Below are 14,539 nucleotides of genomic sequence, written 5' to 3'. Positions count from 1 at the left end.
ACCGGCGGGCGGGCCGGGCGGCCGCCCCCAGGCGACACGGTCTGGGTCGTCTCTTTCGGATCTTGCCGGTTAAGCCCGCGCTGTCCGGTGCCGTGCATCGCAAGGCGGAGCGGCTCCCGATTACTGGACGTCCTCGGGTGCCGCGACAACGCGGCGAGGTGCGGTGCCGGACAGCGCGGGTCTGGGGGCACCTCCCAGCGGTAGCTGGGGGAGCAAGATCCGGAAGAGACGACCTAGCCGCCGGTGCGCGGCAGATGGGCCTTCGCTTCCCGGTAGCCGGCGCTGCCGGGCCGCTCGGCGGGGGCGTAGAAGAGGTTGAGCACGCCGGTGCCGAAGGCCTCGCTGGAGAGCAGTTCGAGCGGGACCGCGGGCCCGCCCTCCTCGAAGAGGCGCATGCCCTTGCCCAGTACGACCGGGTGGACGAGCAGCTGGAGGCGGTCCAGCAGCCCGGCGGCCAGCAGTTGGCGGACGACGGAGACCGAGCCGCTCATCACGACCGGGTCCTCGCCCGGCTCGTTCTTCAACGCCGTGACGGCCTCGGTGAGTTCCCCGTTGAGGCGCTCGGAGTTGCGCCAGCCGGAGTCGAGCGGCTGCCGGGACACGACGATCTTCCGGGCGTCGCCGAGGCACCGGGCGAAGTCGGCGTCCTCTCCCCCGGCCGCTTCCCGAGCGGGCCAGGCCCCCGCGAAGCTGTCGTACGTCCTGCGGCCGAGGAGCAGGGTGCCGGCCGATCCGACCACGGCGTCGACGGCCGCGCCCATCCGGTCGTCGACGTAGGGGAAGTGCCACTCGTGGGGCGCCTCCACGACGCCGTCGAGCGAGATGAACAGCTCTGCGGTGATCTTCCTCATCCGGGCGCTCCAGGGAGTCGGTCCTCTCCCTCCAGTAGACGCCCGGGCGCGGACCGCCACACCCGGGCCGTCCCGTCCGTCGGGATCACGGCCCCGCGGCCGACGCGGGGCAGGTCCCGTCAGGCCGGCCGCAGCTCCTCCATGGCCGTTTCGGCGACCACCCGGGCGACCAGTGCCAGCGCGGGCGAGTCCAGCTTCCACTGCTGCCAGTACAGCGGTACGTCCAGCCACCGCCCCGGCGCCAGCGGTACCAGCGCCCCGGCCTCCAACAGCGGCTCCGCCTGCGGTTCGGGGACGAGCCCCCACCCGAGGCCGGCGGCCACCGCGTCCCGGAAGCCCTCCGAGGTGGGTACGAGGTGCCGCGCGGCCGAGGCCGTCGCGGCGCCGCCGGTCAGAGCCCGGACGAAGTCGTCCTGGAGGACGTCGCGCCGGTCGAAGACGATCAGCGGGGCCTCCCTCAGGTCCCGGGCGGGGGCCCCGGTCAGGTGCCGGGCGGTGAAGTCGGGGCTGGCCACCGGCAGGTACCGTGCCAGCCCCAGCGCCCGTACGGTGCAGCCGGCCACCGGGTCCGGGGAGGAGGTGACGGCCGCCATGACCTGCCCCTCCCGCAGCAGGGCGGTGGTGTGGGACTCGTCCTCGCGGTGCAGCTCGAAGCAGATCGGCGGCTCCTGCGGCACCCGGGTCAGCGCGGGCAGGAACCACGTGGCCAGCGAGTCCGCGTTGACGGCGATCGGCATCCGGACCGGTCCGAGCCCCTCGCCCATCCCCATCCCGAGCTCGGCGCGCGCGTCCCGCTCCAGCCGGGCCAGCTGCCGGGCGAAGCGGATGACCACCTCCCCCGACTCCGTCGCCCGCACCGGCTTGGTCCGCATCAGCAGCACCCGCCCGGTGCGCTGCTCCAGGGCCTTGACCCGCTGGCTGACGGCGGAGGGCGTCACGTGCAGGGCCGCGGCGGCCGCGTCGAAGGTGCCTTCGTCGACGACCGCGAGCAGGGTCCTCACCTGCTCCAGGGGAAGCTCGTCCATCACGAGCGCTAATGATACGTAAATATCTTTAGCTGTACTCAGCGACGCGCCGTCCTTACGGTCGGGTCATGACGAACGGCATCACCACAGCACTCCTGGCCGGTTTCGGTACCGGCCTCTCCCTCATCGTCGCGATCGGCGCGCAGAACGCCTTCGTGCTGCGCCAGGGCGCGCGCCGGCACGCCGTCCTGGCGGTGGTGGCCATCTGCGCCGTCTCCGACGCGGTCCTCATCTTCCTGGGCGTGGCCGGGGTCGGCGCGTTCGTCACCGCCTGGCCGGCCGCCCTGACCGCCGTCGGGATCGCCGGGGGCGGCTTCCTGATCTGCTACGGGATCCTCGCGGCCCGGCGCGTGCTGCGTCCCGCCCCCGGGGCGGCGCTGAGTTCCGAGGGCGCCACCGCCGGCTCCGCCCGCGCGGCGGTGCTCACCTGCCTCGCCATGACCTGGCTCAACCCGCACGTGTACCTCGACACCGTGCTGCTGGTGGGCTCGCTGGCCGCCGACCGGGGCGATCTGCGCTGGGCCTTCGGGATCGGGGCCGGGCTGGCCAGCCTGATCTGGTTCAGCACCCTCGGCTACGGCGCCCGGCTGCTCAGCGGCGTGCTCGCGAAACCCGCCGCCTGGCGGGCGCTGGACGGGCTGGTCGCCGCGACGATGGTCACCATGGGCGGGCTGCTCCTCGTACGGGCCTGAAGCCGTGCCGCCGGGCCCGGACGTGGTACTGATTCCGGTACGTCCCGAGCCCCGACCCGACTCCCGACCCGATCCCCGTCAGCATCCCGATCCCGGAGCCGCCGCCGTGCCCGACCGCCCGACGCCCGAAGCCGTGCGCGCCTACTACGCCGCCCGGCCGGCCCCGCTCGTGGCCGCGACCGGGATCGTGCTGGACCCGCGGGGGCGGGTCCTCGTACTCACCCCCTCGTACAAGGAGGGCCTGGAACTGCCCGGCGGCTCGGTGGAGGACACCGAGACCCCTGAGGAGGGCCTGGCCCGGGAGCTGGCGGAGGAGCTCGGCCTGTCCGTCCCGGTCGGACGGCTGCTGGCCGTGGACTCCTGCCCGCCGGGCGCGCTCGGCCGCTCGATCGTCGTCCACGTGTACCTCGTGGGGCCGCTGACCAGCGCCGCTGTCGAGGGGATCACCTTCGCGGACGGCGAGGTCGCCGAGGCCCGCTGGCTCACCCGGGAGGAGGCCGCGGAGCAGCTGTCCGACCGGCTCGCGCCCCGGCTGCGCGCCGGGCTGGCCGCCCTGTACGCGGGCTCCGTCGCGCACCTGGTCGACGGCGTCCCGCAGCCCGGCTCCCCGGCCGGGCTGGATCCGGCCGACCGCGCCGCCCTGGAGCACGCGGGCCGCTACGACGACGCCGGCCACCGGGCCGCCCGGCCGAAGGCCCTCACCGCCGCCAACGTGGTGTTCACCGACGGGGCCGGCGGGGTCCTGCTCGTCCGGCCCGGGTACGGCGAGCCGGGCCGCTGGCTGCTGCCCGGCGGCGGAGTCGACAGCGACCTCGGCGAGACACCCCGGGACGCCGCGGCGCGCGAGGTCCACGAGGAGACCGGGCTCGACCGGGCCCCCGGCCGCCTCCTCGCCGTCGACTGGACCCACCGGCCCGGATACCCGGCGCGGATCCGCTTCCTCTACGACGGCGGGGTCCTCGGCCCGGACGACCTCGCGGCGGTCCGGCTGCCGCCGACCGAACTGCTGGAGTGGCGCACCGCGCGCCGCGAGGAGCTGCGGGGGCTGGTCAAACCCCGGCTGCGCCGGCAGATCAAAGCCTGCCTGACCGCCCTGGCCGAAGGCACCGGCCCGCTGGAACTCCACTCGGGCCGCCCGGTGGCTCCGGCCTGAGACGCCCCGCAGCGAGCGCCACGCCATACCCCCTACCCCTTTGGAGTATGGGGGCACGGCCCTCTACGATGCCGCCATGGGTACGAGTACGGGCGCGCGGGCCGCAGGCGTAAGAAGGCCCTCCCGGCTGCCCGCCCGGCTGCTCCTCGTACTGGCCCTGCTCACGGGGATCCTCGGCATGCACGGCCTCGGCCCGGGAGCGGTCCCGCCGGCCGCGGCGCACCCGCCCGCGGCCGCGCACAGCGCCGCTGCCGGGCACCCGTCCGCCGACCCCTGTGGCTGCGCTCACGCGGGCGACGCCCGGCACGGCGGCCCGGCCGACGGACACGCCCAGCACGCCGACCCCACCTGCGCGGCACCGGGCACCAGCGGCACCCCGGTCCTGCACCCCCCGGCGGCCACGCCCGGCGGGATCCCCGCCGCGGTCCGGGCGGCGCACGGCACCGTGCTCCGGGCGACGGCGTACGGCCGCGCACCTCCGTCGCTCGGCGAACTGCAACTCCTGCGCGTATAGGGCGGCCCCTGCCGGCGTTCCAGCCGGCCGAGCACCCGTACGACCCAGCACAGGAGAGGCACCACCATGACCGTCAAGCGTTCCCTGCTCCGCCGCACCACCGGCCTGGCCGCGGCAGCCACCGCCGCCCTCGTCCTCGCCGCCTGCGGCGGGAACAACGGCTCCGGCGACCACCCCGACGGGGCGTCCGCGTCCCCCACCGCCAAGCCCTCCGGACCGGCCGCCGCCGACAGCGCGCAGGCCCCGAACAACGCCGCCGACACCGCCTTCGCCCAGGGGATGATCCCGCACCACCGGCAGGCGGTCGACATGGCCGGCCTCGCCGCGACCCGTGCCGGATCGGCGGAGGTCAAGGAACTCGCCGCCGAGATCAAGAAGGCCCAGGACCCGGAGATCAAGACCCTGACGGGCTGGCTGAGCGCCTGGGGCGAGCCGGTCCCGCCGGCCGACTCGGCGCACGACGGCGGCCACGACGGCCACTCCATGTCCGGGATGATGACGGCCGAGGAGATGGACCAGCTCACGAAGGCCACCGGCAAGGCCTTCGACACGGCGTTCCTCAAGCTGATGGTCAAGCACCACGAGGGCGCCGTCGCCATGGCCGAGAAGGAGCGGTCCAGCGGGAAGTACCAGCCCGCCAAGGACATGGCCGCCGCCATCGTCACCTCGCAGAGCGCCGAGATCGCCCGGATGAACGCGCTCCTCGGCAAGGGCTGACCCGAACGGCCGGGGATCCCCACGCCTTCCGCGGGGATCCCCGGCCCGGGCCGTGTCCGAGCCGGTCTGAGGTCAGCCGCCGACCCTCGCGACCAGCAGCGCGATGTCGTCGTCGGCCGCCGCCGGGACGAGGTGCGTGATCAGCGAGTCGCACACGTGGTCCAGCTGGCGCTGGGGGTCCGCGAGGAGTTGCGTCAGCTCGTTCAGCCGCTCGTCGAGGTCGCTGCCGCGTGCCTCGATGAGTCCGTCGGTGTAGAGCACGAGGAGGCTGCCCGGGGGCACTTCGACCTCGGTGGGGGTGAACGCGATGCCGCCGACGCCCAGCGGGACGCCGGGCGGGGTGTCCAGGAGGCGGACGGTGCCGTCGGGGAGGGCGAGGGCGGGCGGCGGATGTCCGGCGCGGGTGACGGTGCAGCGTCCGGTGGCCGGGTCGCAGACGATGTAGAGGAAGGTGGCCAGCATGGGCTCGGCCAGGTCGGCGAGCGCGGATTCCATCTGGTGCAGCAGCCGCACGGGCGAGAGGTCCAGGCGCGAGAGGGAGCGTACGGAGGCGGAGAGCCGTCCCATGACCGCGGCGGCGGCGATGCCGTGGCCCATCACGTCGCCGATCAGCAGGGCCGCCTTGCCGCCGGACAGGGCCAGGACGTCGTACCAGTCGCCGCCGACCTCGTTGACGTCGCTCGCGGGCAGGTAGCGGTGGCTGACCTCGATGCCGGGCGGCGGGGTGATGTGCTGCGGGAGCATGCTGCGCTGGAGGATGACGGCGGTCTCGTGCTCGCGGTGGTAGAGCCGGGCGTTGTCGATGCTGAGCGCGGCGCGGGCGGCGAGTTCCCCGGCGAGGGTGACGTCCTCGGCGGTGAACGGTCCCACCGGGCGGGTGCGGTAGAAGGTGGCGACGCCGAGCACCGAGTCCCTGGCGACCAGGGGGGCCATGGCGAAGGAGTGCACTCCCGCGGTGAGCAGCTGCGCGGGTTTGGCCGAGTGCCGGGCGGCGGGGGCCACGGCCTGCTCGTCGAGGCGGGCGATGAGGAAGGGCTGCCGGGCCGCGAGGGCCTGGGTGTAGGGGGCGGTCATGGGGAAGGTGAGGGTGCGGCCGAGGGGGGCCAGGATGTCGGTCAGTCTGGAGCCGGACAGCGGCGCCCGGCCGAGCCTGCGCAGGGCCACCCCGCCGGTGAGCCCCATGCCGGGCTCGTCCCCGCGGGCCAGGGCGTCGAGTACGTCGACGGTGACGGCGTCGGCGAGGCGCGGTACGGCCAGGTCGGCGAGTTCCTGCGCGGTGCGCTCCAGATCCAGGCTGGAGCCGACGCGGATGCTGGCCTCGCTGAGCAGGGCGAGCCGGCGCCGGCCGGCTTCGGCCTCGATGTGGTCGCGCTGCTGCTCGGTGATGTCGACGAGGGAGGCGATGACCCCGATCGGCATCCGGGCGGGGTCCTCCACGCGGACGTAGGAGCACGACCACACCCGGTCGTGGTCCGGCTGGGACGGGGTCCGCCCGACGCGGCGGCGGTCCAGGACCGGCTCCCCCGTCTCCAGGACCTGCCGCATGGCCTCCTCCATCTCGAGGGCGTTCACCTCGGGGAGGATCTCGGCCAGACGGCGTCCCACGTGCGCCGACTCGGGCAGCCCGTTCATGGCTTCGAGGGCGGCGTTGACCTGGAGGAACCGCAGTTGGGTGTCGAGGATGGCGATGCCGACGGGCGAGCGGGCGAAGAGGCCGTCCCAGACGGCGGAGGACCCTCGGATGCGCCGGGCCGCGTGGGCGTCGGCCGCGAAGACCAGCACCGTCGAGCCGTGCTGCCGGTCGGACACCGGGGAGGCCCAGATCTCCACCTCCAGGGGGTGCCCGTCGCGGTGCCAGGCCGTGACGGTGCCCATCACCCCGCGCCCGGAGGCTGCCGCCTCCCACAGGGAGCGGCCCAGGCTGCGGTCGGATCCCGGGTGCAGCAGGTCGGCGATGTGGCGGCCGAGCATCTGGGGCGGGGTGTAGCCGAGCAGCTCCTGCGCGACCTGGTTCCAGCGCACGATCGTCCCGTCGGCACCTGTGGCCACGAGTGCGACGGGCAGCGCGCCCAGCCAGCCGCCGGCGGACTGCGCGGCGCTGCTGATCAGCTCCTCGACCGGCACCTGCTCGTTCATGGAGCCCCGCTCACCGGACCCCGCTCACGGGGCCCGCTCGTGTGGCACCTGCACGCCTCCATCGTCTGCCGGTCCGCGCGCCACCGCCTCCCGGCGGCTCGCCCGGACGGGTGCCGTCGCACGACGGGGTCGGGGTCTCGGGTCGGCCGTGGCCGGAACGGGTCACTGAGCCGGCGGGACCGCCTGCGCGGCGGAGGCTGTCCGTCGATGACGACGCTCAACCTCGCGAAGTCGTGCCTCGGCGTCGCTCAGGGGCACCCCCAGGGCCAGGCGCACCGCCACGACACAGGCACCCGAGTCCCCGGTCCTCGCGGCCGGCTCAGCGAAGACCTCTTCCTCGCTCTGCCCTGCGGCAAGCATCGTCTGCGCCTTGAGAACCAGCGCGTCCTCGCCCTCCCCGTGATCCATCCCATGATCCATCCCGAGCGGCTACCGCGAGGTGCGGCGGCCGGGATCGGCGGAGGTCACCTGGTTGACGGATGCGGCAGAAGCCGCGGATCTCCAGGGCCTTGGAACGGTCGGGGCGATGTCGTCCAGTCGGGAGCGCTCGACCAGCACGTACTGGTCGCCGGCGGCGTAGGCCTTGACCATGGTGTTGGTCGCGGCGTCTGCTGCATCGACGCGTCTGGGCCTGCCGGAAACGGCACGGGCCGGCCGCGCGCGGTGGCGGGGAGCGGGTAGGCGCCGGGTGCCGGGAAGGAGGGAGCCGTGGAAAGGGACGAGGTGGTCGCGCGGCTGCTGCGCGAGCACGGGCGGACGTACGCCGAGGAGGCCGGGATCAGGTTGCGCGACACGCCGGCGCCGCTGTACCGGTTGCTGGTGCTGACCGTCCTGTTCTCGGCTCCGATCAGGGCGGAGACCGCGACGGCCGCCGCCCGGGAGCTCTTCGCGGCGGGGCTGCGCACGCCCCGCGCGATGGCGGGTTCGTCGTGGCGGACGCGGGTGGCCGCCCTCGGGCGGGGGCACTACGTCCGCTACGACGAGAGCACCGCGACCGCCCTGGGCGACGGCGCGGAGCTGCTTCTGGAACGGTACGGCGGTGATCTCCGCCGGATGCGGGACCGGGCAGCGGGCGACCGGGAGGCGCTGTGCGCGCTGCTGCGCGAGGTTCCGCGGATCGGGCCGGTCGGCGCGGGCATCTTCTGCCGGGAGGTCCAGGCCGTCTGGCCCGGCCTGCGCCCCTGCTTCGACGGGCGCTGCCTGTCGGCCGCCTCCGGACTCGGGCTCCCGCACACCGCGGACGCCCTCGCGGGCCTGGTGGCGCCGGACGATCTGGCCCGCCTCGCCGCCGCCCTCGTACGCGCCGGGTCGTAGGGGCCCCGGGAGGCGCGGACGTCCGGGCCCCGCGCCCCGCCGTACCCGGGGGGCACGGCGGGGCGCGGGGTCACGGGCGTACGTCGGCGCCGGCGGTGGGGGTGTCGTCGAGGAAGCCGCCCGACTGGTGCTGCCACAGCTTGGCGTAGGCGCCGTCCGCGGCGAGGAGCTCCTGGTGGGTGCCCTGCTCCACGATCCGGCCGCGGTCGAGGACGACGAGCCGGTCCATGGTGGCGACGGTGCTGAGCCGGTGGGCCACGACGAGCGCCGTCCGCCCTTCCATGAGCCGCCAGAGGGCGTCCTGTACGAGGATCTCGCTCTCGGAGTCCAGGGCGCTGGTGGCCTCGTCGAGCAGCAGGATCGGGGCGTCGCGCAGGATCGCCCGGGCGAGCGCGACCCGTTGGCGCTGTCCGCCGGACAGCTTGACCCCGCGCTCGCCGACCATGGTGTCGAAGCCGTCCGGCAGGGCGTCGGCGAACTCCGTGACGTGCGCCGCCTCGGCGGCCCGGCGGATCTCGGCGTCGGTGGCGTCCGGGCGGGCGAACGCGATGTTCTCCTTGAGGGTGCGGTGGAACATCGCCGGCTCCTGCGGCACGTACGCCATCAGGCCGCGCAGGTCGCTCTGGGACACCCGGCTGATGTCCTGTCCGCCGACCGTGATCCGTCCGCCGTCGATGTCGGTCAGCCGCAGCAGGAGCCGAGTGAGGGTGGTCTTGCCCCCGCCGGAGCGGCCGACGAGACCGATCTTCGTCCCGCTGGGTACGGCCAGGTCGAGCCCGTCGAAGAGCGGTTCCGCGCCCGCGTGGGCGAAGCGCACCCCTTCGAAGCGTACGTCGGCGCCCTCGGGCAGCAGCGGTTCCGGGGACTTCGGGTCGAGGACGGTCGGCGGGGTGAGCAGCAGCGAGGTGAACTGTGCGGCCTCCGTCATCGAGCTTTCGAGGCGGCGGTAGATCTGGTTGAACTCGAACATGATCCGCGTCGCGTTGCTGTAGTAGGTGAAGGCGACGACGACCGTCTCCACGCCGTGCCCTCTCCCGGCGAGCCCCACGGCGAGCAGCATGCCGAGCGCGTTGGTCAGTACGGACATCGGTGCGACCAGCGTGTCGATGCGCAGGTTGCCGTAGTCCCACGAGCGCACCATGAGCCGCCGCGATTCCGCGACCCGCTTGCGGTGTTCGGCTGCCTCGCGCGCCTCGGCGGCGAACGCGCGGACCGTGTCCATGTTCATCAGGCTGTCGGCGACGTGGCCGGAGACCCGGGCGATGGCCTCCTCGCGCTGGTCGACGAGGGCCTGACGGCGGCGGATGAGGGGGGTCGCGCAGAGTGCCGTGAGCGCGATCATCGTCAGGAGCCCGACGACGAGGAGCGGTTCGTACTGCCACAGCACCACCGAGCCGAAGATCAGGGGCACGAACTTGCCGACGATCTGGAAGGTGAGGGTGTCGACGAACTCCTCGAAGCGGGAGGCGAAGCTGAGGACCCGCTTGGTCAGCGAGCCGGCGAAGTTGTCGTGGAAGAACGCCGCGTCCTTGGCGAAGAGTTCGTCCATGCCGAGTACGTAGAGCCGTTCGACGCCGAAGGCGTCGACGCGGTTGAGGCAGTGCAGTCCGAGCCGCCACAGCGCCTCGGACAGCAGCAGGACGCCGCCGAACCCGATGACGTACGGCAGGACCGGGCCGATGCCCGCGGTGACGGCGCCGTCGTCGCCCGCGATCCGGCCGACGAGTTTGGCGACGACGAGCGGCGCGATGTAGTTGATGCCGATGTTGCCCAGTGCGGGGAGCAGCATGGCGGGCAAGGCCAGCCACCGGAGGCGGACGAGCTCCCGTCCGTAGTGGCGCAGTGCGAGGAGTACCGGGCCCCTGCCCGGAGGACTTTGCTGTGACTCAGGAGATCCCATACCAACCCTGTGCGGTGTGAGCGGCGTCAGGACAGGAGTCGCAGTGTTCCGCAGGACCGCTGACGCCGTCCAAGCGTTTTCTCCGTCTTTCCGCCGATCGGATGGCGTCTGCGCCGTGCCGCAGGGTGGGCCTCGCCGGGGTCAGACGGCGGTGATGGTCTTCAGGGCGAGGGCGCGCAGGGGGGCGGTGCGGCGGCGGGCTTCGCCGTGGTGGACGGCGTTGGTGAGGATGGCGAGGTAGCGGCCCGAACCCGGGGCGAGGTAGAGGCTGGTGCCGGTGAACCCGTGGTGGTGGGCGACACCGCCGGGGGCGCAGATCCACGACAGGCCGCGGTCGAGTCCCGGCTCGATCGGGGCGAGGGGCAGGGTGGAGGCGCGGAGCCAGCCGTGCGGCCGGCCGGCGCGGGCGAGGAGGTGCTCGGCGTAGCGGGCGAGGTCGCGGGCGGTGGAGAAGACCCCGGCGTGGCCGGCGACGCCGCCGAGGAGGGCGGCGTTGTCGTCGTGGACGGTGCCCCAGATCAGGGGGGCACCGGGGATGCGGCGTTCGGTGGGGGCGACCCGCGGTCCGCGGGCGACGGGTCCGTACGTCGTACCGGTCATGCCGAGTTGGTCCCACAGGGCGCGGCCGAGTGCGTCGAGGGGGATGCCGTGGGCGTGGGCGAGGGCCAGGCCGAGGAGGATGTAGCCGCGGTTGACGTACCGGTGCTCGCCGGGGGTTCCTTCGAGGGGTTCGCGGCACAGGAGTTCGTGCAGCGGCCGGTCGGTGCCGCGGTACTGGTCCAGGCGGGTGGCGGCTTTGAGACCGGCGGTGTGGGTGAGGAGCTGCTCGATGGTGGCCTCCCCGCTGGGCGCCGGTCCGTCGATCGGGGGCAGGAAGTCGCGTACCGGGGCGGTACGGGAGAGGACGCCGGCATCGAGGGCCTGGCAGACGAGCGGCCAGGTGGCGACGACCTTGGTGAGGGAGGCGAGGTCGTAGAGCGTGTCGGGGCCCGGTGCGGTGTCGCCGAGTTCACCGGCGATCCGGCCGGCCCGGAGGAAGCGCGGGGGTTCGCCGAGGGTTCCGAGGGCGATGACGCCTCCGGGGGTGGCACCGTCCGTGACGGCCTGGTCGAGGGCTTCGGCGACGCGCGCGGTGTCGTCGGACGTGAACGGGACGAGCGTCATCGGCCTCTTGCCTCCGCGGCGGTGGTGGTGGTGTCGGCGCCGGGCGCGGCCGGGTTGGGGCAGCGGACGGCCGTAGCCGCGGGCCGGGTGGTACCTGCCGTCGATCGTAGAGGTGCCGTCGGCGGGAGCCCGCGGCCGGAGCGCGGGCATCCTCGCTTCAGGGCGTTCGTCGGTTCGGACCGGTCAGCCCGCCGCGGCGAAGGCGGCTTCGAGGCGCGGGACGTAGTCGGCGAAGGCGGGCGCCCGGCACCCGTGGTTGTGGCCGCCGTTGCAACTCGGCGCCAGTGACGTGCCGTTGCCGTAGTCATCCTCGGCCGGGCCGACACCGTTCGGCCACCTGGTCCCGCGTCGGGTGCGCTCGATCGCGCGGCGTGCGCAGCAACGTGCCGAGGTCCTCCGTCATCCGGCAACTCCCCTGATCCGCCCGTGTGAACGGCGGTGAGCCCACCCGTGGCCGCCGGTCACGAATGGCCGGGCCCCTGACCTGTGCAGCCGCCGGCTTCCGGGCCACCGTCGGGCCGGTCGTGCCCGTATACGGACGTCAAGGCAAGGAGCCGAAGTGGCCAACCGCTTCTGGTGCGGGGAGTGCGGTTTCAAGACGCCCTGGGTCGACCAAGGCCCATCTCGGCCTGGTGTGGCCCCCGCGCCATCGCCGGCACGGTACCGGGAGAAAATCCGGCCGGGGGCGAATCCTTCCGGCTCCTCTCCGCCTCTTGTCCGTGTACCGATCGAAAACACGGCAGAACCCGGAGGAACCCCCAATGATGATCACTGGCCTCGTAGTGGTCGGAGTCCTGCTCATGGGCGCGTGCGGCTGGCACCTGATGCGGCGCTACAGGAGCCGGGGCTGACCAGCGACCGCACCCACGGCACCCGCCCGAAAAGAGCAGCACATGAACCAACGCTTCCACTGGCCGGACGATCGGCTGATCAGGGCCGCGCAGGACGGCGACGTCCCGTCGCTCACCACGGTCGTGATGGAATCGCAGCCCCACGTACGGAAGTTCGCCCTCACCCTGTGCGCCTCGCCGCAGGACGCGGAGGACGCGGCGCAGGAGGCCCTGATCATCCTCTACCGGAAGATCGGTACCTTGCGGGCCACCGGCGCGCTCGCCTCGTGGATGTTCCGCATCGTGCGCAACGAATGCCTCCGGCAGGTGCGCCAGCTCGCCCCGAGGGGCGAGGCGGCACCGGCCGGGCCGGAGGCCTCCGCGGAACCGTCCGCCGAGGAGGCGGTCCTGCGCGGGCTGGAGGCGGAGAGGATCGCCGCCGCGGTCGGCGCCCTCCCCCGGGAGCAGCGCCAGGTCCTGATCATGCGGGACGTACAGGGCCTGCCCGGCAGGACCGTCGCCCACACGCTCGGCCTGAGCACCGCCGCGATGAAGTCGCGGCTGCACAGGGCACGCGCGGCCCTTCGCCTCGCGCTGGCCGCGCCGGCCGGCCCGGGCGCCGAGGAGGCCGTCACCCCACCAGTCGGAGGAGACCCACGACCGTGAACCCCATGGACACCCTGAAGCCCGTACGGTCCGCCCCTTCCGGCCCTTCCGGTCCGGACTTCGCCAGCAGTTCCGTCCCGCGCCATCTGCTCCGCGGCGCCATCGGCTTCGGGCTGATCATCGGCTCGATCGCCCTGGTGCCCGCTTTCGGCCCGGTCGTCCTCCTGGCGGCCCCGCTGTCCCTGATCGCGTTCCGGGGCTGCCCCACCTGCTGGATGGTGGGGCTGGCGCAGACCGTCTCGCGGGGCCGTCTGGAGCGCCAGTGCGAGGACGGCACCTGCACCCTCACCCGTGCGACTCCGGCGGCGGACGCCCGCACGTGAGCGAGGGGGCCGTTCCGGATCCCTCCGCGACGGCCCCTCCGCCCGCCGGTGGTCCGCGGCACGGTCACGTGCCGGAGCCGGGGCGTCCGGGCAGCGGCGGGGTCCGGACGGGGGCGGGGTCGCGGCGTGGACGTCTGACGGGCGCACCTCCGCGCCCCCATGTCCGGATCTGACAGAACACGGTCATTGCGGCCCTCGTGGTGGCGCGAAATGATCGGCACATGCTTCCACCGCACAGAGTCGTCCTCGCCGCCTTTCCCGGCGCGGAACTGCTCAACGTCACGGGACCGGCCGAGGTGTTCTCGATCGCCACCCGGGTCGCCGGCACCGGCCGGCGCGGCTACACCGTCCGCATCGCGACCGCCGGCGGTGAGCCGGTGGTCACCGCCGGCGGGATCCGGCTGATGGCCGATCTGGCGCTGGACGAGGTGGACGGCGACGTGGACACCCTGCTCGTGTCGGGCGCCGTCCGCGTGGACGACCACGGGGTGGAGCCGGTACTCGACGCCGGGTTCATCGACTGGCTCCGCGAGGCGGCACCGGGAGCGCACCGGCTGGGGTCCGTCTGCTCGGGCGCGCACCTGCTGGCCGCGGCCGGTCTGCTCGACGGTCTCTCGGCCACCACCCACTGGCGGACGGCCGCACGGCTGGCCGCCGATCATCCGCTCGTCACCGTCGATCCCGACCCGATCTTCATCCGGGAGGGCCGCCTGTGGACCTGCGCGGGCATCGCCTCCGGGATGGACATGGCACTGGCCATGGTCACCGAGGACCACGGACCCGAACTGGCCCTGGCCACCGCCCGCACCATGGTCATGTACGTCAAACGAGCGGGCGGGCAGAGCCAGTTCAGCGTCCCGCTCGCCCTGCCGGCCGATCCCGGCGACCGGATCGACGGCCTGCGCATGTGGATCGGCGAACACCTCACCGAGGACCTGTCCGCCGAAACGCTGGCGGCGCGGCTGCACCTGAGCGTGCGCCACTTCTCCCGGCTCTTCCACCGGCGCACCGGCACCACCCCGGCCGCCTACGTCGAGTCCGTCCGGCTGGAGGCCGCCCGCCGGCTGCTCCAGGACAGCGGCCACGGCCTGCCGGAGGTCGCCGCCCTCAGCGGCCTCGGCTCCGTCGAGAGCCTGCACCGTTCCTTCCGGCGCCGCCTCGGGACCACTCCCGCACAGTACCGGCGCCGTTTCCACTGATCCGCCCGTCACCGTCACCCGGCGCCCGCGGACCACCGCGCGCGGCGGAGCACGG

At 73.9% G+C, this 14,539-nt stretch carries 15 protein-coding genes; 8 read left to right on the top strand and 7 right to left on the bottom strand.

All coding sequences use genetic code 11. From position 1 onward, the window contains the following. Positions 1 to 233 precede the first annotated feature (233 nt). Complete coding sequence (locus ACFY7H_RS00940; RefSeq protein ID WP_388931174.1) at positions 234 to 851, bottom strand: dihydrofolate reductase family protein; 618 nt, start codon at positions 849 to 851, stop codon at positions 234 to 236. Positions 852 to 970: 119 nt separating this feature from the next. After that, positions 971 to 1,876 (bottom strand): LysR family transcriptional regulator ArgP, encoded by a 906-nt coding sequence (locus ACFY7H_RS00935; RefSeq protein ID WP_388932224.1) that lies wholly within the window; start codon positions 1,874 to 1,876, stop codon positions 971 to 973. 68 nt (positions 1,877 to 1,944) lie between these two features. Here ACFY7H_RS00935 and ACFY7H_RS00930 point away from each other — a divergent pair, with 68 nt between their 5' ends. The 4 genes from ACFY7H_RS00930 to ACFY7H_RS00915 all read left to right on the top strand — a co-directional run bounded on the left by ACFY7H_RS00930 (position 1,945) and on the right by ACFY7H_RS00915 (position 4,952). Further along, positions 1,945 to 2,568, top strand: a complete 624-nt coding sequence (locus ACFY7H_RS00930; RefSeq protein ID WP_388931171.1) for a LysE/ArgO family amino acid transporter — start codon at positions 1,945 to 1,947, stop codon at positions 2,566 to 2,568. 106 nt (positions 2,569 to 2,674) lie between these two features. Continuing rightward, entirely contained in the window at positions 2,675 to 3,721 is a 1,047-nt protein-coding gene (locus tag ACFY7H_RS00925) for an NUDIX domain-containing protein (protein ID WP_388931168.1), read from the top strand. Between the two features lie 76 nt (positions 3,722 to 3,797). Then, complete coding sequence (locus tag ACFY7H_RS00920) at positions 3,798 to 4,235, top strand: DUF6153 family protein (protein WP_388931165.1); 438 nt, start codon at positions 3,798 to 3,800, stop codon at positions 4,233 to 4,235. Positions 4,236 to 4,301: 66 nt separating this feature from the next. Continuing rightward, positions 4,302 to 4,952: a DUF305 domain-containing protein gene (locus ACFY7H_RS00915; RefSeq protein ID WP_388931163.1), complete on the top strand. Its 651-nt coding sequence runs from the start codon at positions 4,302 to 4,304 to the stop codon at positions 4,950 to 4,952. Between the two features lie 72 nt (positions 4,953 to 5,024). Here ACFY7H_RS00915 and ACFY7H_RS00910 read toward each other — a convergent pair whose 3' ends face one another. From ACFY7H_RS00910 to ACFY7H_RS00900, 3 genes are all read right to left on the bottom strand, one after another. After that, positions 5,025 to 7,088, bottom strand: a complete 2,064-nt coding sequence (locus ACFY7H_RS00910; protein WP_388931160.1) for a SpoIIE family protein phosphatase — start codon at positions 7,086 to 7,088, stop codon at positions 5,025 to 5,027. Between the two features lie 162 nt (positions 7,089 to 7,250). Next, positions 7,251 to 7,496, bottom strand: a complete 246-nt coding sequence (locus tag ACFY7H_RS00905) for a hypothetical protein (protein ID WP_388931157.1) — start codon at positions 7,494 to 7,496, stop codon at positions 7,251 to 7,253. A 21-nt stretch (positions 7,497 to 7,517) separates the two neighbouring features. Continuing rightward, complete coding sequence (locus ACFY7H_RS00900; protein ID WP_388931155.1) at positions 7,518 to 7,679, bottom strand: hypothetical protein; 162 nt, start codon at positions 7,677 to 7,679, stop codon at positions 7,518 to 7,520. Between the two features lie 117 nt (positions 7,680 to 7,796). Between ACFY7H_RS00900 and ACFY7H_RS00895 the strand changes: the two genes are divergently transcribed. Then, the gene (locus tag ACFY7H_RS00895; protein WP_388931153.1) at positions 7,797 to 8,402 is read left to right on the top strand and encodes an endonuclease; all 606 of its coding nucleotides are present in this window, start codon (positions 7,797 to 7,799) and stop codon (positions 8,400 to 8,402) included. 70 nt (positions 8,403 to 8,472) lie between these two features. Here the strand turns inward: ACFY7H_RS00895 and ACFY7H_RS00890 are convergent, their stop codons facing one another. Both ACFY7H_RS00890 and ACFY7H_RS00885 read right to left on the bottom strand, forming a co-directional pair. Then, positions 8,473 to 10,302 (bottom strand): ABC transporter ATP-binding protein, encoded by a 1,830-nt coding sequence (locus ACFY7H_RS00890; RefSeq protein ID WP_388931151.1) that lies wholly within the window; start codon positions 10,300 to 10,302, stop codon positions 8,473 to 8,475. Between the two features lie 141 nt (positions 10,303 to 10,443). Next, positions 10,444 to 11,466 carry a serine hydrolase domain-containing protein gene (locus ACFY7H_RS00885; RefSeq protein ID WP_388931149.1) on the bottom strand — a complete coding sequence of 341 codons (1,023 nt, stop codon included), beginning with the start codon at positions 11,464 to 11,466 and terminating at the stop codon, positions 10,444 to 10,446. An 893-nt stretch (positions 11,467 to 12,359) separates the two neighbouring features. Here ACFY7H_RS00885 and ACFY7H_RS00880 point away from each other — a divergent pair. The 3 genes from ACFY7H_RS00880 (at position 12,360) to ACFY7H_RS00870 (ending at position 14,484) form a co-directional block, all read left to right on the top strand. Beyond that, on the top strand, positions 12,360 to 12,962 hold the full coding sequence (locus ACFY7H_RS00880) for an RNA polymerase sigma factor (RefSeq protein WP_388931147.1): 603 nt from the start codon (positions 12,360 to 12,362) through the stop codon (positions 12,960 to 12,962). A gap of 5 nt (positions 12,963 to 12,967) precedes the next feature. Then, entirely contained in the window at positions 12,968 to 13,285 is a 318-nt protein-coding gene (locus tag ACFY7H_RS00875; protein ID WP_388931145.1) for a hypothetical protein, read from the top strand. A gap of 221 nt (positions 13,286 to 13,506) precedes the next feature. Continuing rightward, positions 13,507 to 14,484 (top strand): GlxA family transcriptional regulator, encoded by a 978-nt coding sequence (locus tag ACFY7H_RS00870; RefSeq protein WP_388931142.1) that lies wholly within the window; start codon positions 13,507 to 13,509, stop codon positions 14,482 to 14,484. Positions 14,485 to 14,539 lie beyond the last annotated feature (55 nt).

Origin of the sequence: Streptomyces sp. NPDC012794 (assembly GCF_042901085.1) — a bacterium.
Taxonomy (GTDB): domain Bacteria; phylum Actinomycetota; class Actinomycetes; order Streptomycetales; family Streptomycetaceae; genus Streptomyces.
This window is presented reverse-complemented; position numbering and strand designations above follow the sequence as displayed.

Bases quoted from the DNA above. Each gene is read 5' to 3' on its own strand.
- ACFY7H_RS00870 (WP_388931142.1), top strand. From the start codon at position 13,507: ATGCTTCCACCGCACAGAGTCGTCCTCGCCGCCTTTCCCGGCGCGGAA.
- ACFY7H_RS00910 (WP_388931160.1), bottom strand. From the start codon at position 7,088: ATGAACGAGCAGGTGCCGGTCGAGGAGCTGATCAGCAGCGCCGCGCAG.
- ACFY7H_RS00885 (WP_388931149.1), bottom strand. From the start codon at position 11,466: ATGACGCTCGTCCCGTTCACGTCCGACGACACCGCGCGCGTCGCCGAA.
- ACFY7H_RS00890 (WP_388931151.1), bottom strand. From the start codon at position 10,302: ATGGGATCTCCTGAGTCACAGCAAAGTCCTCCGGGCAGGGGCCCGGTA.
- ACFY7H_RS00940 (WP_388931174.1), bottom strand. From the start codon at position 851: ATGAGGAAGATCACCGCAGAGCTGTTCATCTCGCTCGACGGCGTCGTG.
- ACFY7H_RS00920 (WP_388931165.1), top strand. From the start codon at position 3,798: ATGGGTACGAGTACGGGCGCGCGGGCCGCAGGCGTAAGAAGGCCCTCC.
- ACFY7H_RS00915 (WP_388931163.1), top strand. From the start codon at position 4,302: ATGACCGTCAAGCGTTCCCTGCTCCGCCGCACCACCGGCCTGGCCGCG.
- ACFY7H_RS00880 (WP_388931147.1), top strand. From the start codon at position 12,360: ATGAACCAACGCTTCCACTGGCCGGACGATCGGCTGATCAGGGCCGCG.
- ACFY7H_RS00905 (WP_388931157.1), bottom strand. From the start codon at position 7,496: ATGGATCACGGGGAGGGCGAGGACGCGCTGGTTCTCAAGGCGCAGACG.
- ACFY7H_RS00930 (WP_388931171.1), top strand. From the start codon at position 1,945: ATGACGAACGGCATCACCACAGCACTCCTGGCCGGTTTCGGTACCGGC.
- ACFY7H_RS00875 (WP_388931145.1), top strand. From the start codon at position 12,968: ATGGACACCCTGAAGCCCGTACGGTCCGCCCCTTCCGGCCCTTCCGGT.
- ACFY7H_RS00935 (WP_388932224.1), bottom strand. From the start codon at position 1,876: ATGGACGAGCTTCCCCTGGAGCAGGTGAGGACCCTGCTCGCGGTCGTC.
- ACFY7H_RS00900 (WP_388931155.1), bottom strand. From the start codon at position 7,679: ATGGTCAAGGCCTACGCCGCCGGCGACCAGTACGTGCTGGTCGAGCGC.